This is a genomic window from Mesorhizobium sp. WSM4815 (assembly GCF_055811575.1).
The window spans coordinates 46,838-71,630 of record NZ_JBVVQS010000094.1 but is presented as its reverse complement, the minus strand read 5'-3'; the positions used below and the strand labels follow the sequence as shown (position 1 = coordinate 71,630).

23 protein-coding genes are annotated in these 24,793 nt (G+C 61.4%); 13 read left to right on the top strand and 10 right to left on the bottom strand.

What is annotated here, in order from left to right:
- Positions 1-83 precede the first annotated feature (83 nt).
- Complete coding sequence (locus AC0L2B_RS16380) at positions 84-1,337, bottom strand: hypothetical protein (protein WP_473746088.1); 1,254 nt, start codon at positions 1,335-1,337, stop codon at positions 84-86.
- 154 nt (positions 1,338-1,491) lie between these two features.
- On the opposite strand from AC0L2B_RS16380, the gene AC0L2B_RS16375 reads away from it, so the two are divergent.
- The 4 genes from AC0L2B_RS16375 (at position 1,492) to AC0L2B_RS16360 (ending at position 5,442) form a co-directional block, all read left to right on the top strand.
- A complete protein-coding gene (locus tag AC0L2B_RS16375) occupies positions 1,492-2,523 on the top strand; it encodes a CapA family protein (RefSeq protein WP_473746087.1) in 1,032 nt (343 codons plus the stop codon).
- A gap of 306 nt (positions 2,524-2,829) precedes the next feature.
- A complete protein-coding gene (locus tag AC0L2B_RS16370) occupies positions 2,830-3,186 on the top strand; it encodes a hypothetical protein (protein WP_473746086.1) in 357 nt (118 codons plus the stop codon).
- A 1-nt stretch (position 3,187) separates the two neighbouring features.
- Positions 3,188-3,793 (top strand): hypothetical protein, encoded by a 606-nt coding sequence (locus AC0L2B_RS16365; RefSeq protein WP_473746085.1) that lies wholly within the window; start codon positions 3,188-3,190, stop codon positions 3,791-3,793.
- A 710-nt stretch (positions 3,794-4,503) separates the two neighbouring features.
- Positions 4,504-5,442, top strand: a complete 939-nt coding sequence (locus AC0L2B_RS16360) for a diacylglycerol/lipid kinase family protein (RefSeq protein ID WP_473746084.1) — start codon at positions 4,504-4,506, stop codon at positions 5,440-5,442.
- A 140-nt stretch (positions 5,443-5,582) separates the two neighbouring features.
- Here AC0L2B_RS16360 and AC0L2B_RS16355 read toward each other — a convergent pair whose 3' ends face one another.
- The 3 genes from AC0L2B_RS16355 to AC0L2B_RS16345 form a co-directional block, all read right to left on the bottom strand.
- The gene (locus AC0L2B_RS16355) at positions 5,583-6,794 is read right to left on the bottom strand and encodes a mandelate racemase/muconate lactonizing enzyme family protein (protein ID WP_473746082.1); all 1,212 of its coding nucleotides are present in this window, start codon (positions 6,792-6,794) and stop codon (positions 5,583-5,585) included.
- On the bottom strand, positions 6,791-8,407 hold the full coding sequence (locus tag AC0L2B_RS16350; RefSeq protein WP_473746187.1) for a GMC family oxidoreductase: 1,617 nt from the start codon (positions 8,405-8,407) through the stop codon (positions 6,791-6,793). The genes AC0L2B_RS16355 and AC0L2B_RS16350 overlap by 4 nt, the downstream gene beginning before the upstream one ends.
- Before the next feature lie 162 nt (positions 8,408-8,569).
- Entirely contained in the window at positions 8,570-9,142 is a 573-nt protein-coding gene (locus tag AC0L2B_RS16345; RefSeq protein ID WP_473746081.1) for a GNAT family N-acetyltransferase, read from the bottom strand.
- Between the two features lie 109 nt (positions 9,143-9,251).
- Here AC0L2B_RS16345 and AC0L2B_RS16340 point away from each other — a divergent pair, with 109 nt between their 5' ends.
- Positions 9,252-9,647: an acyl-CoA thioesterase gene (locus AC0L2B_RS16340; protein ID WP_027151084.1), complete on the top strand. Its 396-nt coding sequence runs from the start codon at positions 9,252-9,254 to the stop codon at positions 9,645-9,647.
- A gap of 209 nt (positions 9,648-9,856) precedes the next feature.
- On the opposite strand, the gene AC0L2B_RS16335 is transcribed toward AC0L2B_RS16340, so the two are convergent.
- The gene (locus AC0L2B_RS16335; protein WP_167366537.1) at positions 9,857-10,225 is read right to left on the bottom strand and encodes a winged helix-turn-helix transcriptional regulator; all 369 of its coding nucleotides are present in this window, start codon (positions 10,223-10,225) and stop codon (positions 9,857-9,859) included.
- Between the two features lie 92 nt (positions 10,226-10,317).
- Between AC0L2B_RS16335 and AC0L2B_RS16330 the strand changes: the two genes are divergently transcribed.
- Positions 10,318-10,923: an NADPH-dependent FMN reductase gene (locus AC0L2B_RS16330; RefSeq protein WP_473746080.1), complete on the top strand. Its 606-nt coding sequence runs from the start codon at positions 10,318-10,320 to the stop codon at positions 10,921-10,923.
- A gap of 63 nt (positions 10,924-10,986) precedes the next feature.
- Here AC0L2B_RS16330 and AC0L2B_RS16325 read toward each other — a convergent pair whose 3' ends face one another.
- The gene (locus tag AC0L2B_RS16325; protein WP_473746079.1) at positions 10,987-11,418 is read right to left on the bottom strand and encodes a winged helix-turn-helix transcriptional regulator; all 432 of its coding nucleotides are present in this window, start codon (positions 11,416-11,418) and stop codon (positions 10,987-10,989) included.
- A gap of 103 nt (positions 11,419-11,521) precedes the next feature.
- Between AC0L2B_RS16325 and AC0L2B_RS16320 the strand changes: the two genes are divergently transcribed.
- Positions 11,522-12,502: a quinone oxidoreductase family protein gene (locus tag AC0L2B_RS16320; RefSeq protein WP_473746078.1), complete on the top strand. Its 981-nt coding sequence runs from the start codon at positions 11,522-11,524 to the stop codon at positions 12,500-12,502.
- A gap of 463 nt (positions 12,503-12,965) precedes the next feature.
- Here the strand turns inward: AC0L2B_RS16320 and AC0L2B_RS16315 are convergent, their stop codons facing one another.
- The 3 genes from AC0L2B_RS16315 to AC0L2B_RS16305 form a co-directional block, all read right to left on the bottom strand.
- The gene (locus tag AC0L2B_RS16315; RefSeq protein ID WP_473746076.1) at positions 12,966-13,601 is read right to left on the bottom strand and encodes a hypothetical protein; all 636 of its coding nucleotides are present in this window, start codon (positions 13,599-13,601) and stop codon (positions 12,966-12,968) included.
- A 22-nt stretch (positions 13,602-13,623) separates the two neighbouring features.
- The gene (locus tag AC0L2B_RS16310) at positions 13,624-14,952 is read right to left on the bottom strand and encodes a gluzincin family metallopeptidase (protein ID WP_473746075.1); all 1,329 of its coding nucleotides are present in this window, start codon (positions 14,950-14,952) and stop codon (positions 13,624-13,626) included.
- A 119-nt stretch (positions 14,953-15,071) separates the two neighbouring features.
- The gene (locus tag AC0L2B_RS16305) at positions 15,072-16,937 is read right to left on the bottom strand and encodes a TPR end-of-group domain-containing protein (protein WP_473746074.1); all 1,866 of its coding nucleotides are present in this window, start codon (positions 16,935-16,937) and stop codon (positions 15,072-15,074) included.
- Between the two features lie 556 nt (positions 16,938-17,493).
- Between AC0L2B_RS16305 and AC0L2B_RS16300 the strand changes: the two genes are divergently transcribed.
- From AC0L2B_RS16300 to AC0L2B_RS16290, 3 genes are all read left to right on the top strand, one after another.
- Positions 17,494-18,153 carry a L,D-transpeptidase gene (locus AC0L2B_RS16300; RefSeq protein WP_287223612.1) on the top strand — a complete coding sequence of 220 codons (660 nt, stop codon included), beginning with the start codon at positions 17,494-17,496 and terminating at the stop codon, positions 18,151-18,153.
- Between the two features lie 10 nt (positions 18,154-18,163).
- Complete coding sequence (locus AC0L2B_RS16295) at positions 18,164-18,676, top strand: OmpA family protein (protein WP_091600658.1); 513 nt, start codon at positions 18,164-18,166, stop codon at positions 18,674-18,676.
- A 316-nt stretch (positions 18,677-18,992) separates the two neighbouring features.
- Positions 18,993-20,228, top strand: coding sequence for a class I SAM-dependent methyltransferase (locus AC0L2B_RS16290; protein WP_473746073.1), 1,236 nt, complete (start codon positions 18,993-18,995; stop codon positions 20,226-20,228).
- 351 nt (positions 20,229-20,579) lie between these two features.
- Here AC0L2B_RS16290 and AC0L2B_RS16285 read toward each other — a convergent pair whose 3' ends face one another.
- Positions 20,580-21,146 (bottom strand): hypothetical protein, encoded by a 567-nt coding sequence (locus tag AC0L2B_RS16285; RefSeq protein ID WP_473746071.1) that lies wholly within the window; start codon positions 21,144-21,146, stop codon positions 20,580-20,582.
- A 745-nt stretch (positions 21,147-21,891) separates the two neighbouring features.
- Here AC0L2B_RS16285 and AC0L2B_RS16280 point away from each other — a divergent pair.
- The 3 genes from AC0L2B_RS16280 to AC0L2B_RS16270 all read left to right on the top strand — a co-directional run bounded on the left by AC0L2B_RS16280 (position 21,892) and on the right by AC0L2B_RS16270 (position 24,782).
- On the top strand, positions 21,892-22,971 hold the full coding sequence (locus tag AC0L2B_RS16280) for a mechanosensitive ion channel family protein (RefSeq protein ID WP_091593903.1): 1,080 nt from the start codon (positions 21,892-21,894) through the stop codon (positions 22,969-22,971).
- 70 nt (positions 22,972-23,041) lie between these two features.
- Positions 23,042-23,764 carry an RNA polymerase sigma factor gene (locus AC0L2B_RS16275; RefSeq protein WP_473746070.1) on the top strand — a complete coding sequence of 241 codons (723 nt, stop codon included), beginning with the start codon at positions 23,042-23,044 and terminating at the stop codon, positions 23,762-23,764.
- Between the two features lie 154 nt (positions 23,765-23,918).
- Entirely contained in the window at positions 23,919-24,782 is an 864-nt protein-coding gene (locus AC0L2B_RS16270) for a ferritin-like domain-containing protein (protein WP_473746069.1), read from the top strand.
- The last annotated feature ends 11 nt before the right edge of the window (positions 24,783-24,793 follow it).

Here is a 24,793-nt window from a genome sequence, read left to right as displayed (position 1 = left end):
ATGGAAAGAGCGGAGTGGCCAAGGGCGCGAGAGGAAACCAGGCTGCTGACACAAGGGTGTCAGGAGCGACGTCGAACGCGCCCTCAGTTGAACCACAGCGCAAAGGTCAAAAACCCGGCGCCGCCGAACTGGCGCCGGATTTGGTCGAACTCTTCGCTGGTGAGGATCTTTCCGCTGTCGAGATAGGGCGCGATGGCCGGGCCGGTGATCGACAGCACCAGGTCGAAGGGCTTTGGTTCGTCGAAGAAGCGCTTCATGTTGATGCCTTTGTCGGCGAAGCGGAAATGCGGCAGCAAGGTGCGGCCTTCGAGCAGGTCCTCGGCCATATCAAGCGCGGCGTGCCAGGCCTGGACCTGCTCCTCGCCGACCTCCAGGCCGGTGAGCGGGCTGCCGCCTTTCTGTTGCGGGCCGGGCAGCCATTCACGGTCGTTATCGGTCTCGGCGCGGATCGCCTTCCAGTCTTCGCGGGACAGCCGGATCATTTCCATGAGGTGGCGGCGCGCCGCCTGGCGGCGCTCCGGCTCGACCACCGGCCAATTGACCAGATGAACCAGCGAGATGAAGTCTGCGATGCGCCACTCGGCCGACAACATGCCGCCGCTCATGCCGCCGTCCGGCGGCACGAGCGTGTCCTGCAGCGGCAGTTTTGCGCGCGGAAACAGCATGTGGAACGAGCCGTCGAAGGCGTTGCTGAAGTCATGCGCCAGCCAGAAATCCGCCTGCGCCATCAGGAATTCGGCATAGCCCTGCAGCCAGTAGCCATCGGCGCGGTCGAAGCGGAAGGTGAGGGCGGGTGCGGCCGGGTCTGGCGCACCGCCGCCGCGTGACAGGGACGCCATGATCGCGGCGGCACTTTCGTCCGGCGCGATCTGGCCGTCCTCGTTGAGGTCGATGCCGAGACGGGTGAGGTCGACCTCGATGCCGATGTCGGCATCGGCAGGCACGGATCCAAGCGTGGCTGCGGACTTTTCCAGCCGATCGCGGAAGGCGACCAGGATGGCGCGGAAGCCGTCGTAGGTCAGTGGCGCGGGATTGGGATTGTCCGGCACCGGCAGCCGCATCAGCGGCAGCATGAACGATTGCGGGCTTTCGAAACCGTGGCGGTGCAGGCCGCCGGCCAGGATCTCCAGCGCGGTGAAGAACTGGCCGGCGCCGGTGGCGTAGGCCGACGCAGGATCAGTGGGCGCAGCGGCTTCCAGCGCAGCAAGCGTGCTGTCGCGGTCGGCTACGGTTTTTGCCTCGAACAGGGCGGCCGGTTCGGCGGCCGCGGCACCGGTGGAAGCAACCGGCAGCAGCAGAAGAAGGGCGGATGCCAGCAGGCTCGAAAATCGCGTCATCTTGGTCCTCCGGTATGCCGTTCGGCGGCAACCATACACGCATCTTGTGTGTTGCGCCTACTGCGGGCTTCTGGCCGCACGATTGCGAACGGAGGCGCTTCGCTATATCGGGCGCATCGTCTATCGTGGCCATTCATCCCGGTGCAGGCTGCGCGTGTCGAATTATCCGCTTTCCTACAAATTGTCCTGGCTGCCACGCTTCTTGAAGCCTTCGCTCAGCGGCGATCGCCAAGGCTTTGCGCCAGCGGCAGGAATCATGATCGAGCCGCCACCGGCGCGGACGGTGCGGTTCGCCTTTGTCGGCGATATCTCGGCGGTGGCCAATCGCAGCGCGCCGCAATGCGACCCGGCGATCGCCACGCTGCTCGGCTCCGCCGATCTGGTGATCGGCAATTGCGAAAGCCCGGTGGTGGAGCGACCGAGCGCGGCGATGGGCACGAAGCTTGGCACCCGTCATGCCATGACCGAGCGGTTTCTTGCCGAGGCGTTGGCGTCAGTAGGCATCTCGCGTGAGAAACTGGTGCTGTCGCTCGCCAACAACCATGCGCTCGACCAGGACGTCGAGGGCTTCGACGAGACCGTGGCAGCGCTGGAACGGCTTGGCATCCGCAGCATCGGTACCGCGGCCGCCGGTCCGGTCGAACGCCTCGCTGTCGGGCCGCTGACAATAGGCTTCGCCGCCTTCACGCTGTGGCGCAACGCCGGCGCGGCGGCGTTCGCCGGCCGTGTGTCGATGCAAGGCGCGCCGGCACGATGGCCGCGCCGCGACGCCGTCGACCTTACCTGCGCCGTGCCACATTGGGATTGGGAATTCCGGCATTTTCCGCAGGCTGAAACGCGGGCGCTGGCCCGGCGTTTGGCCGCGCAGGGCGTCGGGCTGATCGCTGGCCACCATGCCCATGTCGTGCAACCGGTGGAGCGGATCGGCAAGGCGCTCGTCGCCTATGGGCTCGGCGATTTCCTCGGCACCGCCTTTGCGCGCCAGCCATGGCCCGGCCGCATCGGGGGCATCCTGACCGTCGATATCAGCGCCGACGCCGGCACGCGTGGCGCGATTGCCGCCTACCGGCTGCATCCCTTCATGCGGCTGCGCGCCGGCAACCATGAGCGGCTGGTTCCGGTCGAGGCGCTGGAGGACCGAATGCGCAGCAAAGTCGAAGGCCGGTTGACTGCGATTTTTCCGTAGCGCCGTAAGTGAGGGCTAGTCGCACGTTGCTTATCGCACAAGTATGGCGCTGCCCCCCATTGTCCTGCCGGACATTTCTCCCCGTAAACGGGGAGAAAGACGCCGTCATTTGATGACTTCGCGAATCACAGCCTCGCCGAACGAGCGCCAGCGCAGCGACAGCGGGCTTCTCCCCGTTCACGGGGAGAAGGTGCCGGCAGGCGGATGAGGGGCAGCGCAAACATCTGCTTGAGAAGCGCTGCCTCTCAGCGCTGTAGTCGAGATGTCGATAAAATCGGCTATCATGAGTTTGTTAGGGGGCGTGGGATGGCGATGGAAGCAGCGGATTTCATGCCTGATGAAGCTGACATCGCCGGCATCAAGCGCAATCTCGCGGCCTACGAGGCCGAAAGGGCTTCGGCCTACCGGCAAGTCCGCTGGCGGGTGCAGCTGTTCATCGGACTGGTGTTGGTGTTCGTGGCGCTTGTCGCCTGGCTTTTCAACAGGATCGCCGATCCCTACGAGCAATGGCTCTCGACGCCGCATGTGTTGCTCTATGTCGTCGGGTTGGTGGCGGCGATCCTGCTCTATTTCCAGGCGATCAAGCCGACGAGCAGGTTGCAGCACCGCAAGACGCTGCTGCCGATCATCTTCGGCTTCATCAGGGACCTGCGCTACGCATGAGGTGACGCCGAATTCGTTCGACCGGCTGCCGCGCGAGACGATCGGCACGTTCACCAACAAGCGCTTCGACGACATCGTATCCGGCCGTTACGAGGGATTTCCGTTCGAGCTTTACGAAGCCGATCTCCGGCAAGGCACGGGCGGCACGATAGCATTCAAGGGGATCGTCGTTGCCTTCGGGACCATGGTGCCGTTCCCCGGCATATTGGTGGCCGCCCGCCGGAGTGAGATGGCCGTCGGGTTCTTCCGCGGCATGTTCGCCAGCAGCATGCAGGAATTGTCATGCGGGGTGCCCGAACTCGATGCCGCCTACGACTTCCGCAGCGACAACATCGAGGCGGCGCAGCCGCTGGTGAGCGGCCGGCTGGCGCAGGCACTGACATGGCTCAAGGAAACATGGCCTGACGATCCGGCGCGGGTCGCGCTCAATGGCAGCGACGGATTTTTACTCCTGCCGCAGACGAGGAATTTTTTCGAGCTGCCCGATATCTCGGTGCCGCTCGACTACGCCAGGCATGTCGCGCCTATCATTGCCGACATTGGGGCGATGCTGGCGACGGCGGCGCTGGTGCGCAAGATCGGCGCAAAGGACGCGGCGGCGGGTTAGCCCGAACTTGAGGTCTGCTGCCAGCTTCTGAATCAACACCAGGAAGCTTCGCTCCGGTCGAACCGCGCGAGACAGGCAGTCAAATCGCGAGAGAAGCCCAAAAAACAGTCGGCGCCGGGATTTCTCCCAGCGCCTCCCTGTCAGATCAGGACACGGTCGCGGCAGCAACTTCCGTAAAGACGTGGCGCCATGCCGGCCTTGATGTTGACGGTCCTGCCAGCCACCGCCCGAGGGCAGCGTCCGTTCGGGACCTCGCCGGTCTCCACCCTTGCAAGCTTCGTCCAGCGCGCCATCGAAGGTTTTTGCCGTCCTTCATGGCAGCATCGGTCCGCCGTAGGCGTTCGCACGCTTTCCGCGGCCCCGTAGTCTCGGTCCTCAAAACAGGCAAGCCTGCGTTCGGGGCCGTACGGGCCTCAGGAAATCTTCCGTTTCGCTTTGCCTTTCGACTTGGCAATCGGTAGCCGCCTGAGATGGGTTTAATGTACGGGAGATAAGCGTTTGGCGAAACGGCTGCGAGCCTGTGGATTGCGGGATTATCGGGGATCAGCGCCTGCATCGGCGCGTTTATTTTGCCGAGATGCGGGGCGGGACACGCCCATCCTGCGGCAAGCTGCAGGATTCTGCCCTTGCCCCACACTGCGGCGCGGGCTTCAATGCCGGCGAAGGATTTTAGGACAGCAGTGTCGTTGCTGTCCTATGGGGAGGCATTCTTGAAGGTCGGGGTGGTTCTCAATCCGATTGCCGGCGGCGGCTGGCTCAAGCGGCATTGGCCCGAGGTCAGCGCTTCGCTCAGGAAACATCTCGGCGATTTCGAGCTGCGTGAGACGCAGGCGACCGGCGACGCCGAAAGGCTGGCGTTGGTCCTTGCCGCCAGCGGCTGCGACCTGGTGATCGCGGCGGGCGGCGACGGCACCGCCAGCGAAGTCGCCGATGGGCTGCTGCAGGCGTTTGCGGAAAGCGGCCGGACGGCCGAGCTCGGCCTGCTGCCTTGCGGCGCCGGCATCGATTTCGCCCGCGGGCTCGGCCTTTCGGACGGGGTCGACCTGACGCTGAAGCGCATCGCCGAGGCCAAGGCCCGCAAGGTCGATGCCGGCCGCATCTCCTATGTCGACGACCATGGCGCGCTGGCCAGCCGCCATTTCATCAACGTCGCCAGCCTCGGTCTCTCGGGCGCCACCGACCGCGCGGTCAACGCCGACAAGCGCAAGGGCAATGTGTCGGCCAAGGCGCTGTTCTACTGGCGCACCGTGTGGGAATTCATGCGCTACCGGTTCCAGGACGTCTTGATCACCATCGACGATGGCGTCCCGGTCGAGGCGCGCGTCGCGCTAGTGGCGGTGGCCAACGGAAAATTCTTCGGCGCCGGCATGATGATCGCGCCGGATGCCGAACTGGACGACGGCCAGTTCGACATCGTCATCCTGCGCGCTGCTGGCAAGCTGAAACTGATCTGGGATATCCGTCTGCTCTATGGCGGCCGGCATCGCAACCATCCGGCAATCACCATTTTGCGCGGCAGGAAAGTCGTTGTCGAACCGCTCGGCGATGTGCAAAAGAACGGCGCGCTGGTCGACATAGACGGCGAGTCGCCGGGGCGCATACCGGCGACCTTCGAGATCCTGCCCGGCGCGCTGACGCTGAGGTATTGAATCAAGCTGTTGAGACCTTGGTTCCGGTCGCTTCGATCGTGATTTAGGCGATCAGGCCAACATGCTGGAATCGCGTGACAATTACCTGACGGCAGAGCTTGAGCCTGGCCGGGAAACCCGGTCGCAGCTCTTGCGGGCGTTCACGGCGTCAACGGCGTTTGCATCATCTGCAAATGCAGCTCCGTGCCGGTCCAGGGATGCGCTTCGCAGACGGCTTCGTCGAGCTCGACGCCAAGGCCCGGCTCCTTCGACGGAATGACGTTGCCGTCCTGCCACTCGATCTTCTTCTTCAGCAGTTTTTCGTGAAAACCGTCCCACTGCTTGAGCGATTCCAGGATGAGGAAATTGGGCAAGGTCACGGCAAGCTGGATGTTGGCCGCGCCGACGATCGGCCCGCAATAGCAGTGCGGGGCGATCTGGATGTGATAGGCCTCGGCCATGGCGGCGATCTTCTTGGTTTCGAGAATGCCGCCGGAGCGGCCAAGGTCGGGCTGCAGAATGGTTGCGGCGCGGTTCTCGATGACGCGGGCAAACTCGAACTTGGTCGTCAGCCGTTCGCCGGTGGCGATCGGGATCGAGGTGCCGCGCGCCACCTGCGCCATCACTTCGGGCATGTCGGGCGGCACCGGCTCCTCGAACCACAGCGGGTCGTAAGGTTCGATGGCGCGGGCCATGCGCAGCGCGCCCGATGCGGTGAACTGGCCATGCGTGCCGAACAGGATGTCGGCCCTTGTGCCGACCGCCTCGCGGATCGCCTTGACCATGCGGGCGGAGAGATCGATGTCGACGAGGCGCGGCTGGTGACCGTCAAAGGCGGTGTAGGGGCCGGCCGGATCGAGCTTGACGGCATTAAAACCCTGCTCGACATATTCGAGCGCGCATTCGGCCGCCAGGTCGGGGTCGCTGTAGACGTTCTTGCCGCGCGCATCTTCCGAATGGACGCTGCCGCTGTGCGGATAGAGGTAGGTATAGGAACGCAGCGTTTCGTTCACCTGGCCGCCGAGCAGCTTGTAGACCGGCTTGCCGGCCTCCTTGCCGATGATGTCCCAGCAGGCGATTTCGAGCGCCGAAAAACAGCCCATGCCTGACACGTCGGGGCGCTGGGTGAAGCCCGATGAATAGGCGCGGCGGAAGAAGTTCTCGATGTCGTGCGGATCGCGGCCGACGAGATAGCGCTCGGCCATGTCCTCGATTATTCTTGCGGTGACGTGGGCGGAGAAGGTGGCGTTGTAGGCCTCGCCATAGCCGACGACGCCGCCGTCGGTGGTGAGCTTGACGAAGATGAAATACTTGCCGCCGATGCCGGGCGGCGGATTGCCGACAACCCAGCTCTTTACGTCGGTGATTTTCATTTTTGATCCTCCAGAACCAGTTCGGCGCCCCTCCATCCGGTCATGATCGAGGCGGCGTTGGTGTTGCCGGTGATGTTATCGGGAAAGATCGAGGCGTCGACGACGCGCAAGCCTTCGAGGCCGTGAACCCGCAGGCGCGGGTCGACGACGGCGGCGGTGGCGTCCGGCCCCATGCGGCAGGTCGAGACCGGGTGGTAGACGGTGCCCGAGCGCCTCCTGAAATCCTGCATGAGATCCGCGTCGGAGGTGATGGACGGGCCTGGCAATACCTCTTCCTCAATGATCTCGGCCATTGCCGGCATGGCGGCGATCTTCCGGATGAACTTCACTGCCGCCAGCATCTCGGCGACATCAGCCTCGGTCGAAAAGGCGTTGGCGACGATCTTCGGATAATCACGCGGATTGGCGGAGCGGATCATGATCTCGCCACGGCTCGACGGGCGGCAGTTGGACAGGCCGATGGAAAAGCCCGGCCACGGATCGGGCGTCAGGATCGGGCGCTCGCCGCTCTTCGGGATGACGGTCGAGAATGCCTGGAAGTAAAGCTGCATGTTGGGCCGTGCCGCGGCCGGGTCGGTGCGGAAGAAGCCACCGGCATTGTTCATCGACAGCGACAGCGGGCCGGAGCGCATCAGCATGTATTGCATGCCGACCATGAGCTTGCCCCACCACGGGCGCAGGATCTGGTTGAGCGTCGGCAGCCTGCCCCTGAAAGTGTAGTTGATGCCGACATGGTCCTGCAGGTTTGCCCCGACATTTTCATTGGCGTGGACGACGGCAATGCCAAGCGCGCCGAGCAGCGCCGACGGGCCGACCCCAGAAAGCTGCAGCAATTGCGGCGAGTTGATCGAGCCGCCCGACAGGATGATCTCGCGGCCGGCGCGGGCAGTTTTCGTCTCACCATTTTGGAGATACTCGATGCCAACGGCGCGCTTGCCCTCGAACAGGATCCTGGTCGCCAGCGCATTGATCTCGACGCGGAGGTTTTTGCGCTTCATCGCCGGGCGCAGGAAGGCGCGGGCGGCCGACATGCGGCGGCCGTTCTTGGTGGTGATCTGATAGATGCCGGCGCCCTCCTGGGAGGCGCCGTTGAAATCCGGGTTGAACGGCAGGCCGGCCTGATTGGCGGCCGCCAGATAGCGCTTGGTCAGCGGATGGACCGAGGTCGAGCAGTCGGTGATATGCAGCGGACCGCCAACCCCGCGCCATTGATCGGCGCCGGCCTGATTGTCCTCCAGCGCCTTGAAGACGGGCAGCAGGTCGTCGAAGGCCCAGCCGGGATTGCCGGCCGCTGCCCAAGCGTCGAAATCCTCGCGCGCGCCCCTAATCCAGACCATGGCGTTGATCGAGCTCGAGCCGCCGAGCAGCCTGCCGCGCGGCCAGTGGTCGACATTGCCGGCGAGGCCGGGGTCCGGCTCGGTCTTGTAGTTCCAGTTGACCGCAGGGTCGAAGAAGGTCTTGCCGTAGCCGAGCGGCATCTGGACGTAGAAACGCCGGTCGCTGCCGCCGGCCTCGAGCACCAGAACCGAGAAGCGGCCGGAAGCCGACAGTCTTTCGGCCACAACCGAGCCGGCCGAGCCGGAGCCAACAATGATGAAATCATAAGTCTGCATGATGGCTGCGGTCGGCTCCGAATTCTCGCTCAACCTAGACGCCGAAAGCCGCCGCGATCACCGGAGCTTCCGGCATCGCCTGTGAAAAAAGCGACCGGCACTTCGTTTGCATTTGGTGTCCTGCCCGAAGCGGCCTTTGCCACGTCGCCAAGCGGTCCAGCATTACACGCCATCATCAGCATTTTGCGTGAAATCATAACGCATGATCGGGCGGGCTGGCACCCTGCGGGCGACGACCCTGAACCCGGCGCGAGCGAAGGTGGAGGCGTATCCGCTGCCGGAAGCGCTCGGCGATACGTCGGCATCAAAAGGATAGGCCTCAAGTGCAGGGGCGTTTGCGCGCCTTGCAGCTTCCAGCGCCGCTGCCATCAGGTGAGATGTGATGCCTTGCCGGCGGTATGCTTTTCGCACGTAGAGGCAGGACAAGGACCAGACCGGCGCATCATCCACTCGCTTCAACTGCCACAGCCGATCGAGCCAGGGCACGGCATCGCGCGGTGTCACCTGGCACCAGCCGACAGCAGTAACGCCGTCGAAAGCAAGTACGCCTGGAGGCGGACCATGCTCGACGGCTTGTCGGAACGCCGCCTCGTTTTCCTCGCCTGGTCGCTTTCGATAAGAACTGCCGATACGCCCGTACACACACCAACAGCGACTGCAGACGGCGCTCTCACCGAACAGTTCCTCGAGCGCGGGCCACAGATCTGATGTCAGAGGGCGAGAGGTAAGTTCCATGTCAGCTGCCTTTCTCAACTCACTGCGCGCAGTCTAGCACCTGGCAGCGCGTTGACGCATCGGTGCCATCCCGATACGGGAGAAGATCGATATCGAGGGGATTTGGCGCATGGTGCATTACGCGGACGGGCGGCCGATCGGCGATCTGACACTCAGGACCTTGGCCATGCCTTCGGACGCCAATGCGGCGGGCGACATTTTTGGCGGCTGGGTGATGGCGCAAATGGACCTGGCCTGCGGCATCCGCGCCGCCGAGCGTGCCAAGGGCCGCGTGGTGACGGCGGCGGTGAAGGAAATGTCGTTCGCCAAGGCGATGAAGATCGGCGACACGCTGTGCATCTATACGCATGTCGAGCGCGTCGGCCGCACCTCGATGACGCTCAAGGTCGAGGCATGGGCGCAGCGCTACCTCTCCGACCTGATGGAGAAGGTCACCCACGCCGACTTCGTCATGGTGGCTCTGGACGGCGAAGGCAAGCCGAAGGCAGTTCCGGCGGAAAGCTGACTTCTGACTTCCCTTCTCCCCTTGTGGGAGAAGGTGGATCGGCGCGCAGCGCCGAGACGGATGAGGGGTGTTGGCCGGAGCACTGTCGGTGCCAAGCTGGAACACCCCTCATCCGACCTCGCTTCGCGAGGCCACCTTCTCCCACAAGGGGAGAAGGGCAGGCGAGCGCTTTTTGCCGCGCTGCCGCAAACCCTTGCGGCGCAAGAGTTTCAGGCATGTATCTCATCGAACTTTTCGCGCGCTGCTTTGACCCGCTCGGTGTTCTTGCGCGCCCATTCGCCGAGCGCGCCGACCGGCACAAGCAGCTCGTAGCCAAGGTCGGTCAGCTCATAGTCGACGCGTGGCGGAATGGTCGGAAACACGGTGCGGGTGACGAAGCCGTCGCGCTCCAGCCCGCGCAACGTGGTGGTCAGCATCTTTTGCGAAATGCCGCCGACGGCGCTGCGCAATTCGTTGAAGCGCAGCGGCCCGTCACCGAGCTTGCCGACGACGAGCACGGTCCATTTGTCGCCGACGCGCTGCAGGATTTCCGAGATGGCGCGGCAGTCCTCGGTGCGGTGCGGGTGCCTTGGTATCAAAAAGGTGCCTCCTTGCGCCTCGTCGGCGCAGTCACTCATATAGCTCAGGTATCTAAACGATACCAGAAATTCGCCTGAAGGAGAGCCCCTCTATGTCCAAACCCAAAATCGCCATTGTCGTCGGTTCGACCCGCGCCGCACGCTTCGCCGACGTTCCGACCCAGTGGATCGCCAAGATCGCCAAGTCGCATGCCGACATCGACGTGGAAGTGGTCGACCTGCGCGACTTCCCGCTGCCGTTCTTCGACGAGGTCGCTTCGTCCGCTTGGGCGCCGTCGCAGAATGAAGTGGCAAAGCGCTGGCAGAAGAAGGTCGCCGAATTCGATGGCTTCATCTTCACCGCCGCCGAATACAACCATGGCCCGACCGCCGTGCTGAAGAACGCGATCGACTACGCCGCCAATGAATGGAACAAGAAGCCGGCCGGCTTCGTCGGCTATGGCAGCGTCGGCGGCGCGCGTGCCGTCGAGCAGCTGAGGCTGCATGCGGTCGAGCTGCAGATGGCGCCGGTCAAGTCGGCAGTCCATATCGCCTGGGGCGATTTCCTTGCCATCCGGCAAGGTGAAAAGAAGCTCGAGGAGCTCGAGCACCTGAACCAGGCGGCGACCGCGCTGGTCAACGACGTTGCATGGTGGGCCAAAGTGCTGAAGGCGGCGCGCCAGGCCGACGCGTTGGCCGAGGAAGTCAAGGCGGCCTGAACCGCAGACCAGGACAATCCTCCCAAGGGTTCCCGGGGCGGCGCTTGCGTCGCCCCTTTTGATTCAGGCGATGGCTGACGGGCGCGCCTGCCGAGGCCTGATGATGCAATCGGTAACGCGGTCCATTTCGTTCAGCTCATCCGCATGGTGCTGGCCCCACTCACAGAGCGCCAAAAGGATAGGCTCGAGGCTGAGGCCAAGGCGCGTCGCCGAATATTCGACTCGTGAGGGAATTTCGGCAAAGATCTCGCGGCTGATAAGGCCGTGTTCTTCCATTTCGCGAAGCTGCTGGATTAGCACTTTCTGCGTGATATCAGGCACCAGCGTCTTCAGCACCGACAGCCGCCGGGGGCCGTCGAAGAGATGGTAGAGAATGACAGCCTTCCATCGGCCCGAGATCACTTTCAGCGCGCGTTCCGTCGGCAGCAGAGGCAGCTTCTTGGTCGGCCCCGTTTTGGTCGGCCCCGTTTTGGTCGGCCCCGTTTTGGTCGGCATCGCCATGGTCACCTCTTGGTCAGCAAGGGACAAATGAGTGTGTAGTCGCGATCAGGCAGATAGTGGCAAACAGCAGCCGATGCCATAGCGATGGGTGCATGCGATGAGAGCCATTCAACTGAACCGTTTCGGCGGTCCCGACGTCCTGGATGTTGTCGAGATGCCGAAGCCGCTGCCGCAAGCAGGCGAGGTGCTGATCCGCGTTCATGCGGCCGGCGTGAATTTCTTTGAAGTGCTGATGCGCGGGGATCGCTACGCGTTGACGCCGCAATTGCCGACGGTCCTCGGCGTCGAGGCTGCCGGGACAGTGGCGGCGCTTGGTCAAGGCGTGGACACCTCGCTGATTGGAACACGCGTGGCGGCGCCGCTGTTCGCTTCAACGCACCCGTTTGGCGGCTATGCCGACTATGTGACGATCGACGCAACGCTGGCCGTTCCACTGCCGGACGCGCTCTCGTTCGAAGATGCGACGGCTTTGATGGTGCAAGGGCTGACGGCCTTTCATCTGCTGCGGCAAAGCCCGCCCGCCGGCAAGTCCGTGCTGGTCACTGCAGCTGCAGGCGGTGTCGGCTCCCTGCTGGTCCAACTCGCCAAACGCCAGGGCGCCAGCGCCGTGATCGCGGTCGCCGGCAGCAGGGCCAAGCTCGATCTTGCCCTGTCGCTTGGAGCCGATGCCGCGGTCGACTACAGCACGTCGGATTGGCCCATGCGGGTGCGGGAAGCGGCAGGCGGCGCCGGCGTCGATGTCGCCTATGACATTGTCGGCGGCTCGATGACGGCGGCGTCGCTGCAGGCTCTCGCGCCTGGCGGAGAGCTGGTCTTTGCAGCGCTGGGCAGATACGCGATCGACGCTGCGGAACTGGAAGCGATGATCACCCGGAACCAGTCCCTGCGAGGTTTTGCCCTGCTTCCGCTGCTCTCTGCCGATGGCCTCAGGGCCAGCCTGTCGGACCTTTTCCAGCTGGCCGCCGGCGGCCAGTTTGCCGTGACGCAAGGCGGCCGCTATCCGCTCGATCAGGCCAACGAAGCGCACCGCCTGCTGGAGGAGCGCCACTCGACCGGCAAGGTCGTGCTGATACCTTGAGTGGTGGTCGATTAACTGCGCACAGGCTGCGTGCAATGCGTGTGCTCAAATGGTCGGAACAGCGCCAGGAGCCGACTTCTGGCGTCCCGGATTGCAGGCGGCGAAGGCCCTCTAAATGACTGTTAAACCTTGTGCGGCGTCCTCTATATTGCCATTCAATTTGATCACAACCCAGCGTACCTTATTCGCATCGTTGTCCGCGTTTTCAGTTGCCTCAGCAATCATCGGCAGTCTTGTTTTTTCCTCTTCGAATCATCGACATCGACTTCAATTTGATCGTCCGGTTGCGCGCCAGCCCGATCGAATGAGGCGTAGAATTTCAAGTTGGCCGTCAGAAGCTCATCGCCAACAATGTCAAAGTATCCAATGCCCCTTGACGATTTTAACAGGGCTTACTTCCAGATAATCTATATCTACAGCCATATGAAGTTCCTCCCTTGTTCCTGCCTCATGTTCGACGAGATCAATCTAGATCGCCTGCTTTTCGTGGCGTCCATCCGCTTGATCTTGCCATCACGCCGCCCGATCTACCCATGCTGCCACCGGATCTGCCCATGACGCCGCCCGATCTACCCATGCCGCCGCCCGACCTGCCCATGCCTCCGCCATGGGCCTCTCCAGATAACAGGATTTGCTCGAGTGACCCCGTCTCTGCGTCCAACCTGAGCGAATGGTCACTCTTGTCGTAAATCCATACTTTCATGTCCTTGGAAAAAGCCCCAATCTGAAAGCCGAGACCCGTTCGCGCACTGGAGCCGGGAACTCGGGACAGTCTTTTGTACGCAACTTGGTTGTCGGCATCGGTCGGGGGAGGGTCGTCGGGGTCGAGGCCAGCCCCATGGACGAGAAAAATCGCTGGCGGGGCCAGTTCATAAAATGCTCCTTCAAAGGAAAAAGAAAAAATCCGTGCCAAACACGCGTCAGGGTGTTCCTTCTCAGCGGGACCAGCAACATGTTCGAGCTGGCGTCGCAGAAAATTGTTGTTTCCTGGTCGTGGCAAGCTACCGTATATGTCGCCTCCTTTCAAAGTCACGTCTTCAAGCAGCCGACCAAACAGATATACAGACGATACGCCAAGTAGTGTTTCATTATCTGACATCTTCCTCTCCACTCATTATTATCTAGCTAGACATAGACCTCGCTAACAGAACTCTTTCTCGATAACTCATCTTCGGAAAATTAGATATATCTCTCGGCAGCAAGGTGCGCGCCGAATGGGAATGGCCGCGGCGCGGCCTGTTGTTGATCCGCCTGCCAGCGTGCAGCTCGCCGATGCCCCGACGCCTGAAATTGCGATCGATGAGCCTTGCGAACTCACCCCCCGTTTCCACCTCGTCGACGGCGAGCATCGCCGTCGCGACATCTCCATAGTCCAGAAAATCGGGTCCCAGAGCCCATAGGGTTTCGGCGAGATACATCCCGACGACGTCGCGCGCATCGAGCAGTGCCTCGCGGAAACCGTCAGTCCGGCGGGCGAAAGCGCGGTCGAAGGCGTCCTGCAGCGGCGCCCGGGCAGCCGGATCGGCTTCGGCGATATCGGCGAGATTCTCGACCTCGGACGAGATCAGGCCTCGGGCAACCAAACTCTCGTGAAAGATATCGACCAGGATATCGAATATCGCGCCGGTGAGCGGCTCCGACAGGTCATGCTCGTTCTTCCAACCGTGAACGAATTCGGCCATCGTCCGCTGGTTGTTCGCCAACCTTATCTGGCTATGCGGCGAAAATTCCGAAAAGCGCGCGAGACGGTTGGCGAGATAGAGGTTGCCGCGCGTCTCGTACAGCACATTGTTGATCACCGACGGGAAATGCATGGCGGCGATCAGCGACACGCAGTCGGAGAAGGCTTCCTGGAAGCCGACATATTCGGGGAACTCTTTGCCCAGGCCCGGCACGCCCAGCACGCTGAAGGCTATAGCGTGGCCGACCTCGTGGGCGATGATGTCGAAGTCGAGGCTGAAAGGGAGGATAGTTCCATCCGTCTCGAACTGGCTGCCCACTTCGAGATAGCCGTAGCCGAACTGCGCATTGTTCCATGTCGGCAGAATCGAGATTTCCAGACGCTCATGGTGATCGCGGAAATGCCACGCAACCGACTGGCCGAGATAGCGTTCCCACACATCGAGCGTGAACCGCACGGAGCCGAAGAGATGCGCGGCCTCGAAGCCGGGCATCGATGGCTGGTAGTGATCGAAATTGCCGCGCTCGTCTGGCACTGCCGGCGCGAGGATATTTCCTGTCCAGGGCGGCAGATAGATAAACGGCGTTCCCAAGGGCGCGCGGTTCACGCCATAGGGCCTGGTCTTGCCGACCGGCTCCACGACATACATTCGATCGTCCGACGGGCCGACACCGACGCTTCCGAGCGGCGATGAAACCGTGACGATTTCAGGGCACGCTCGAGCGTCCTCGAACGGAGGCTGGACAAAGAGCCTGAACCGGGTCGCCATCCCAGTACCCCACGACCTATATTAGCTCAGCATAAATTAATCTTCGTTGCTTGGCGAGAACTTCATAAGCAACGTAAGCCTTTTGTTTGTCGGGTCTGCGAACGCGCGCCGGCCCCGCCCTATTCCGTGAGTTCTATCAGCCTGGGGTAGCGCGGGTGGCCGCGAATGGGCTCGAAATCGGAGTCGTTCTTGAACCACAGCTTCATTTCCGTGCCGACCTGAGGCAACCAGGCCTCCAGCAGGTCGATCGACCGGTCGCTCTCGCCCAGCAGCGCATAGGTGCAGGCGGCATTGTACTGGATGTTGATGTCGCCGGATTCGGTCGCAAGGGAGCGCTCGAGCCATGCCAATGCTCGATCGTGCTCACCGAGGAAGGCGAGCATGATCGCGCCAAGGCATCCGACATTGGCATTCTCCGGGTGGAGCCTTAGCTCCTCCTCGGCCTTCCCTATCGCGATCCGCGCATAGTTTTCGGCTTGATCGTTCTGCCCGAGCGAGCGGAACACGTTCACGATCATAACCGGCGCACCATAATCCGCCGGCTTGATCTCCATTGCCCTCAGGAAATACGTCGCTGCCATTTCGAACTGACCCTGGGTCACGCAGAACTCGGCATAGTACCGATTGGCCTCATGGCAGTTAGGATCGATGGCCAAAGCCCGCTCGAAGGCGGCAACTGCCTCGGCGCGGCGACCAGCGCCCGAAAGGGCGTGCCCCATGGCCGCATACGCTTCTGGCAGATTGGGGTCGATAGCCAACGCCTTTGCAGTGGTTGCCAGAATATCCTCGACCTGAATGTCGAAGCCAAATTGCGAGCGGAGCCGCGTGTTGCAGACCGCGATGCCGGCATAGGCTCGAGCATAGCTCGGGTCGAGTTCGATAGCCCTGGCGAAACTTTGCCTGGCCATCAGGTGGTTTGCCTTCGACGCGATGTGGTAATACTCGCGGCCTCTCAGATAATGCGTATAGGCTTCGACATTCTCGGTCGGCGCTTGCTCGATCGCCTTCTTCTCCTCGGGAAGGAGTTTGACCTTGAGTTGCTCGACGATTGCCTTGGTGATCCCGTCCTGCACGGCGAAGATATCGGTGAGGTCGCGGTCGTAGCGGGCGGCCCAGACGTGGCCGTCGCTCGCCCCTTCGGTCAGTTCGGCATTGATCCTGACGCGGTTCCCGGCTTTGCGGACGCTTCCCTCGACCACATAGGCGACACCGAGTTCACTGGCGATGTGTTCCAGGTTCAGGGCGCGGCGCTTGCAGGCGAAGACGGTGTTGCGGCTGAGCACGAAGAGTCCCGAAACGTTGGACAGGTCCGTGATGATGTCCTCGGTGATGCCGTCGCTGAAGAACTCCTGGTCGGGATCGTTGCTCATATTGGCGAAGGGCAGGACGGCCACCGAAGGCTTGTCGGGGCGCGTCCCAATCTCGCCGGTCCGCATTTCGTTGCGCGAGGCGACATTCCCCCAGTTGGCGAAATAGACATGCACCGGATGGGACATGTTCTTCACCGTCCTGGCACCCTGATCGGCGAAGTCCAGGTCGAGTTTGTTGCCGACCTCGTGGCGCACCGCCTCCGAACAGGCAATGCCGCCGGGTACGGCGAGACCTTGCAACCGGACTGCCATGTTCACACCGTCGCCGTAAAAATCGTCGCCGTCGACGACAAGATCGCCGAGATTGATGCCCATCCGAAACTTGAAATGGCGGTCTTCCGGGATCCCGGCGTTGCGCTCTACCATCCCGCGCTGGATTTCTACGGCACAACGGGCCGCATTGAGAACGCTGCCGAACTCGACAAGCAAGCCGTCGCCCATCACCTTGAAGATGCGCCCGCCATGCTTGGCTACAGTTGGATCGAAGAACTCGCGGCGATGCTGGCGAAGCGCGCCGAGCGTTCGCTCTTCATTTGCTTCCATCAGGCGACTGTAGCCTACCACGTCGGCAGCCAGGATCGCCGCCAGACGGCGCTCAACCCGCTCCTCGGACATGCCGTCTCCGGAAAACGTCGATACTACACGATATAACGGCATACCGGCAACTAGTGGCCACCGGCAATGCCACTGGAACGGCCCCTCAGGTGAAGGTTTTTCGATGTGGGTCCGCGAGTCTGGTTCCGGCCCAGGCGGGCGACAGTAATGCGCCCCCATATCGGCCGTTCACAACGGGCGACACCATTCCCGAAGCGGTGAGCCGTAGGCGCGCGTCCATCGGCATCCCTTTTAAGTCCCAAGGGACACTGTTGCCGCCAATCTAGCCGTCTTATCGGTATCGGCGAAGCCGCGTATCTGTGCTAAGCCGCCGCCCGAACAGCCAAAGGAGTACACCCGTGAGCGAGCCGACCGTGGCCGAGGCGACCGACGCATCTATGCCTCCCTCCGGTTAGACGTTCGTCTTCGGCAAGATTGTCACAATTCGGTCACTCGCCGCCAAATTGCCGACTGTCCGGACATGGCGGACTGAAGCAACGCAGCATTTTCCACTTTGAGGCGAAGTAATTCTCAACTATGGTCCGCCAGGCTTTTGGCATGGGGGGGAATATTGCCGATGGTTTTATCACGCAGGGGTGTCGTGCTCGGCGGCCTGGCGCTGGTCGCGGTGAGTGCAACCAGCAATATTGCTCAAGCCGCGGCGGCAAAATCCTTTTTCGCCGGTACCGCCAGCGACAACAATTTTGTCTATCGCAAGACCAACTTCGCCAAGATCGACAAGAGATGGCATCGCCAGATCGTCAAGTATTTCAGCAGCGAGCCGGTCGGCACCGTCGTGGTCGATACCCGCCACCACTTCCTCTACGTCATCATGGAAAACAAGACCGCCATCCGCTACGGCGTCGGCGTCGGCAAGGACGGCTTCAAATGGTACGGCCGCGCGACGATCGACCGCCGCGCGCTGTGGCCGCAATGGGTCCCGCCCCCCGAAATGCGTAAGCGCAAGCCGGACCTACCGCACATGGTCGCAGGCGGCGCGTCCAACAATCCGCTCGGGCCGCGCGCGCTCTATCTGCACCGCAACGGCGCCGACACCGGCTACCGCCTGCATGGCACGCTAGAGCCATGGAGCATCGGCACCGACGCTTCCAGCGGCTGCATCCGCATGTTCCCGGAAGACATCATCGACCTCTACCAGCGCTGCCCGATCGGCACAGCGGTGCAGGTCCTGCCGCACATCGCCGACCAGGCGCCCGCTTCCACCCCTGTCGAATGACTGGCGCCTCATGAACCGCATGATTGAAAACACGCGCCGGCTGCTCGCCGCCGGCCTGCTGGTGCTGGCCGCATCCTGCTCGACCAGCAACACGCTGGCCCCTTCCACGCCCGACATCACCAACACCGAGGTTGCCGGCTTCCAGAACGTGCAGCCGGGCAGCGAGGAGGATTTTATCCTCAATGTCGGCCGCCGCACCTATTTCACGCAAGGTTCGGCCGCGCTCGATTCTGTCGCCAAGGCCACCCTCGACACCCAGATCGCCTGGTTAGCAAAGCATCCGCGCTGGCTGCTCAAGCTGCAGGGTTTCGCCGACGATCCCGGCGCAAGTGAAACGGCGCTATCGCAGCAGCGCGCCGATGCGGTGATGGACTACCTCGCCGCCGGCGGCATAGACCGCAACCGCATGTGGGCCAAGGGCTACGGCAAGGACAGGCTCGTCCGCGACTGCCCCGACACCGCCTGCAGGTCGCAGAACCGCCGCGTTGTGTCTAATTTGCGCGATTTGAGGGACGAGCCGTAGGGGGCTGCTGTTCTGCTTGCGACCCGAAGCAGAGTCTCACACGCGACGGCGGCATGGCTGCTTTGCGCGCATGGCAGCCCTTGAGGCGATCCTTTGCGATTGCCGGATAGCAGACGCTGCCGGCGACCACCCTGGACATCTTATTGCGCCAGAAGCAGACATTTCCGATCGCGGGGCAGGCGGCCCCGGATGGGTCGCTACTTCGGCATTGGGAGGAGACTTCTGAAGTCCGATCCCTCTCCGCCCCCAGATCGGTATTGATGTACCGACACCGGGCAGTCATACTTACGGGGCAAGTGACGAGAAACGAGCCACAATGCGTCTGCTGCCAAATCTGCTCTCCCGTTTTGTAAAAAACGGGCGCCTGACTGTCATATTCGAGGACGGCTTCAGGCAAGCCTTCGGCAGTGGACAGGATGGGCCCGACGTGACGATCCGCCTAACCGACAAAGCGGTCGAACGCGAGATCTTCTTCAATCCGGAACTGAAGGCGGCCGAAGCCTACATGGATGGCCGCTTGGTGATCGAGAACGGTGGCAAAGCATTTGACCTCTTGTCACTTTTTTCTGTCAACCGCACCGGGTTGGCAGCCCACCCCGTTCAGAAGGCGTTGCGGAAAGTCTGGCGTGCGTTGCGCCGACGCCAGCAGAACAACAAGCTCGGTCTCGCCGCAAAAAACGTTCAGCATCACTACGACATCCCGACGAAATTTTATGAGCTATGGCTCGACGAGACAATGACCTATTCGTGCGCCTATTATACGGCACCGGACAACAATCTGCTGCAAGCGCAGATGGACAAGCATCGCCACATTGCCGCGAAGCTCAAGCTAGAGCCGGGCATGCATGTGATGGAGATCGGCTCAGGCTGGGGCACTCTCGCCATCTATCTCGCCAAGTATTGCGACGTGAAGGTCACGGCGATCAACGTTTCGACGGAGCAATTGGCGGCGTCTCGGCTTCGAGCGATCGAGGCCGGGGTCGCTCATCAGATCGATTTTCGCGAGGTCGACTATCGCGAGGTCAGCGGACAGTTCGACCGTGTTGTCTCGATCGGAATGATGGAGCACGTGGGCGTCGCTCATTTCGACAGCTATTTCACGACCATTGGTAGATTGTTGAAGGAGGGCGGCTTCGCATTGGTTCATGCGATCGGACGCATGTCACCGCCTGGCACGACGGCGCCGTTCATCCGCAAGTATATCTTTCCAGGTGGGTATGTGCCGGCTTTGTCAGAGGTGTTTGCCTCGTTGGAGCGCACGGGGATCTGGTGCGCCGACTGCGAAAATTTGCGGCTGCACTATTACTGGACGATCCGCGATTGGCGTCTCGGTTATGAGGCCCGGCGCGAGGAGGCAGTCGCCATGATGGGCGAACGATTCTGCCGTATGTGGGATTTCTATCTGGCGTCGGCCGAACTCGGCTTCCTAAACGGTTCAAATTTTGTCTTCCAGATACTGATCTCGGCTCGCCGTGACGATGTCCCGATCATCCGCGATTATATTGTCGAAGAAGAGCGACGTTTACTGAGCTCGATGCAGACGAGTGCGTAGTTTCGCTATCTACACCGTGGGCCCGGTCCGCTGGTTAGCTCGCCCTGCAGGACTCGGATGACTTCATCCCGCCGTCAATCTTCGTCCGACGGAAGCGCCAGTGCAACCAATCGACAAGTCCGAAGATCAAAGCGGTCGGCCACGAATGACAGCTTTGCGCCTCGTTGCGGTCATCTGGTGGCTCCAATGGTTCCCCAAAAGCAGCCACGCTTGCCAACCATCAAAATCTTCACAACATCAGAGCTTCGTGTGAAAAACTGTGACGACGCCAAGGACGGCATGAATTGACTGTGGGAGAGGTTGAATGACCCCATTAGCGGCTAGGCTTTTCAGAATGGGTGATGAGCAGAGTCAGCGAGCATTGGCCGCCTCACAATTCCTAGAATGTTCGGCCCTGACATCAATGGCTCTGGAAATGCGGAGGGCTGATCCGCCAGGCAGGGGATTTAGCGCGAACGCGCGCCTTCCTGCCCCTCGAACCTTTATTGAACTGCGATTAGGGAAAGGCGTATCGCGTTCGCCTGCCAAGAACGAGCAGCTGATGGCCGAGTAACGGTCAATGCCATCGTTGAACAAAATGGCAGGATTGCTGTGGCATGGCAGGCCGCATTTCAACCGGGCTCGGACCACGTAACATTCGGTGAGGACACTCTTCCGTCCGATGAAAAGTTCGCGAGCATTCACGCTGGCCTCCTTTTGGTTGAGAAGTTCCTTTGCCTGATCAACCAACCCGGCCTTATAGACCGGCGAACTCGCGATACCGATAAACGGGTACTGCGACTTGCGGCAGAATGCGGCGTCGGCGCGCCAGAGGCAAAGTGGCATCAGTGTCACATCAGGCCCGGAGTTCATGGTGCCGCCCCTGCCGGCGCAAACGCCACGCACCGTGAACATCAGCTGCACTACGTTAGGAAGCACTTAAAACCCTCCCTAGGCCCCGACCGGTGGATCGAGGGCCATTGGCGTGGAAATGCAGATCTTGGCACTTATCTTAAGAGTTACGTTGGCCACCCTCCAAGGCACGACAGTGTGGGGAGCACTGGTGAGCAAGAAGACTAGATTACGTGCGTCAGGCAACTATTTGGGAAGTCGGGACGTCGGCGCTTCGCACCATTCGGTTGCTGCCGCTATGATGACGCTTTCCAGAAGCAGGCATCTGAGTTGCCACGGCAACTTGGCGCCTCATCTCAGCCGTTCGTCGACGCTCAGCTCGATCCCGAATCCCGCCTTTCGCTCAGTCGTTGTGATGGGCTCGAGTCAAACGTGCAATCCAATGGATTGGCGGCTATCCGCCGGCATGATCCCGCCGCAGGAGCGAAGTCCGCCTCACACAAGAAACGCGCCGGCCGATGAAGGCTGAGTTGGTTTCGAACCAACGGCCGCTTGATGAACAGTCGAGATCTCTACCGGTGAGCTATCGGGGAGCTGCTGATACCAAACTCAACTTAATTTCGGATGGGGCTATAAGGCACTTGCCGAATATGGTGGCGACGTGCTTGCCGCCCTATTTCACCAAAGACGGGCCCGCCGGAATGAAGGCCAGCTGTCGGGGACCAGCAGGGAGCCAGTCAGCGACTGACGTTGGGTCGTTTGCCGGAATGCCGCCGTCGAGGAACGAGAAGGCACTGGCTGGGTGTTGATGGCCACATCGGGAGGTGAACCCATGGAACCGCGCGCCAAGAAACAGGAGAACCTTTCCCGACTCGAACGGGCCGCGCAACAGACTGCTGACCCAAAAACTATGGAACAGAAGGCGAAAAAGCCCGAGGAAAAATTCCGCTTCAGCCTACGCAAGGAAGACGTCTGGTGGACGGTTGGTTTCGCTGCCGCTGCCTTGCTGCTTTTTGGCATCCAAGTCCTGATCAATTGGCGCTTAGAATGGCTTGACGCGCCTTTGCGCGTTCGCGTGCTGAACTACGTCAGGGGCGGCCTTCTCATTTTCGTTATGCTGACCGTTGCGAATGTTATCGAAGTCTTTCTCATTGGCCGAATTCCCAATCGTGTTTCGCGCTTCAACTTGCAACGTATTTTTCGATTAGTCGTCGTCGTCGCCATCGTCTTCGTGGCCATTTCAGTCTTATTTGTGAACTGGTACACTGCGGTTGTTTCACTCGGCCTGATTTCACTGATTCTCGGCTTTGCGCTGCAAATGCCGATCTCCAGTTTCATCGCGTGGATTTATATTTTGGCCAGGGCGCCTTATCGCGTTGGCGACCGCATTCGCATCGGCGATGCCCATGGCGATGTCATTGATGTCAGCTATCTCGACACGACATTATGGGAATTCGGCGGCGAACATCTTTGGACCGATCATCCGAGCGGACGCGTCATCAAGTTTCCGAACTCCACCGTGTTTGACACGCCGGTCTTCAACTATTCCTGGCCGCTGTTTCCCTATGTCTGGAACGAAATCAAGTTCCAGCTCGCTTATGAAAGCGATCTGGAATTCGTAGCGAAAACCATGAGAGAGGTCGTCGACGAGCAGGTCGGCGACATCATGAGCCAGAAAGTGAAGGTCTATAAGCACATCCTGTCGCAAACGCCGGTGGACGAACTCGAAGTGAAGGAGCATCCCGTGGTTCATTTTCGCGTCAGTGAAAACACCTGGCTCGAGGCCATCGTGCGTTACCTCGTGCCGCCGAAGGAAGCGGGGCGCACCAAAACACGCTTGATCAAGGAAATGCTGGCGCGAATGAATGCAAAACCCGATCGCGTGCTGTTTCCGAAGAGCAATTTGAGGTGAACTTCCTCAGGCCACGCCGCGCGGAGCCACCCCGCCCGCATCGCGGCAGGCTGATGCATCTGGAGCGCCTATGATGAAGCCGACCGGATCTACCGAGGCAGTGAGGATCGAGGACCTTGACGACGCGGGGCTGGTTGAACACGCGCGACTGCGTGACCCCGCCGCATTCTGGTTAATCATCAAGCGTCACAATCAGCGGCTTCACCGGGTCGCCCGCGCCGTCCTGAATGACGACACCGAGGCCGAGGACGTACTTCAGGAGACCTATATCCACGCCTTCACCCATCTGGCCGAATTTCGCGCGGAGGCGCAGCTGTCGACCTGGCTCACCCGGATCGCGCTGAACGAGGCGCTGGGACGCCGCCGGAAAAGGCGGACCACCGTCGACGTGAAAGCCATCGAAGGCATGGTCGCTCCGTTCAGCGCCCACAAGCCCGATCCCGAAGAGGCGGTCGCTCTCGCTGAAATCCGCGACCTCCTGGAGCGAGCCGTCGGTGGCTTGCCAGAGCCCTTTCGCATCGTCTTTGTCATGCGAGACGTCGAGGAAATGAGCATTGAGGAAACGGCTTTTCTCTTGGCATTGCGACCTCAGACGGTGAGCACCCGTCTTTATCGCGCACGCCGGCTGCTCCGCGAGGCGCTGCGGGACAAGCTCGCCACCGTGTTCACGGATACGTTTCTCTTCGCTGGCGTCCGTTGTGACCGCCTCGCGCAATCAGTCTTTGATCGGCTCGCAATCCGCCTGGTTCGAAAGGACACCCATCAGTTGAACACGGCGACTGAGCGCACGTAGACGCCGTGCACGCCGAGATTACGCCGGCTCGTTTCCTGGAGCTCTTGTAGCGGGACGCGGGAATATTTTGGCGGCCCGGACCATCTAATCATCAGGCAAATGCACTCGGCGCCGCGGTGCTGACAGCGGCGTTGAATCAACATAGGAGACCGCCATGCAGGGCGCACTTCACCTATCCCGGCGTCAGTCGCTTCAGGGACTTGTCGTACTCGGTGCCGGAGCGGCACTCGGCGGAATCGCACGGTCTTCTCCGGTATTGGCACAGGACATATCGGACGAGGACATTTTCCGCTTTGCGCTCAACCTCGAATATATGGAGGCTGAATACTACCTCCGCGGCACCACCGGAATGGGCATCGACGCAGCCGATGTTGGTTCGAAACCCGGCGACGTCGTTGGCGGCAAGCAAGTCTCCTTCGAGACGCCGGCCATCGGCGAATTCATGCAGGAAGTCGCCGAAAATGAACTCTCGCACGTCCGCTTCTACCGCAAGACGCTTGGAACGGACGCTGTTGACCGGCCGGCGATCGATTTCGATGCCGGTTTCAAGGCCGTCGCGGAAGCGGCGGGCCTCGGGTCGGACTTTGACCCCTTCGGCAACGAAACGAACTTCGTTCTCGGCGGGATGTTGTTCGAGGATGTCGGCGTCACCGCATATGCCGGGGCGGCGACAGTTCTGAAAAACAAGGACTTCCTCGCCGCCGCCGCAGGCATCCTGGCGGTCGAGGCCTACCACATGGGCATGGCGCGATCTACGCTATACCGGAAGGGAGAGGAAGCCTGGAAGGCCGCCAACGCCGTCTGCGATGCCCGAGACAAAATCGACGGATCTGACGATAAGGATCAAGGGATCCAGGTGGATGGAAAAGCCAACATCGTTCCTTCGACGCCCGATGCGATCGCCTTCACCAGAACGCCACAGGAGGTGCTCCGGATCGTCTATCTCAGCGACAAGGACGGAGTGAGCAAGGGCGGCTTCTATCCGGAAGGGATGAACGGCACGCTCAAGAGCACCTGAGCCAGTTGCGA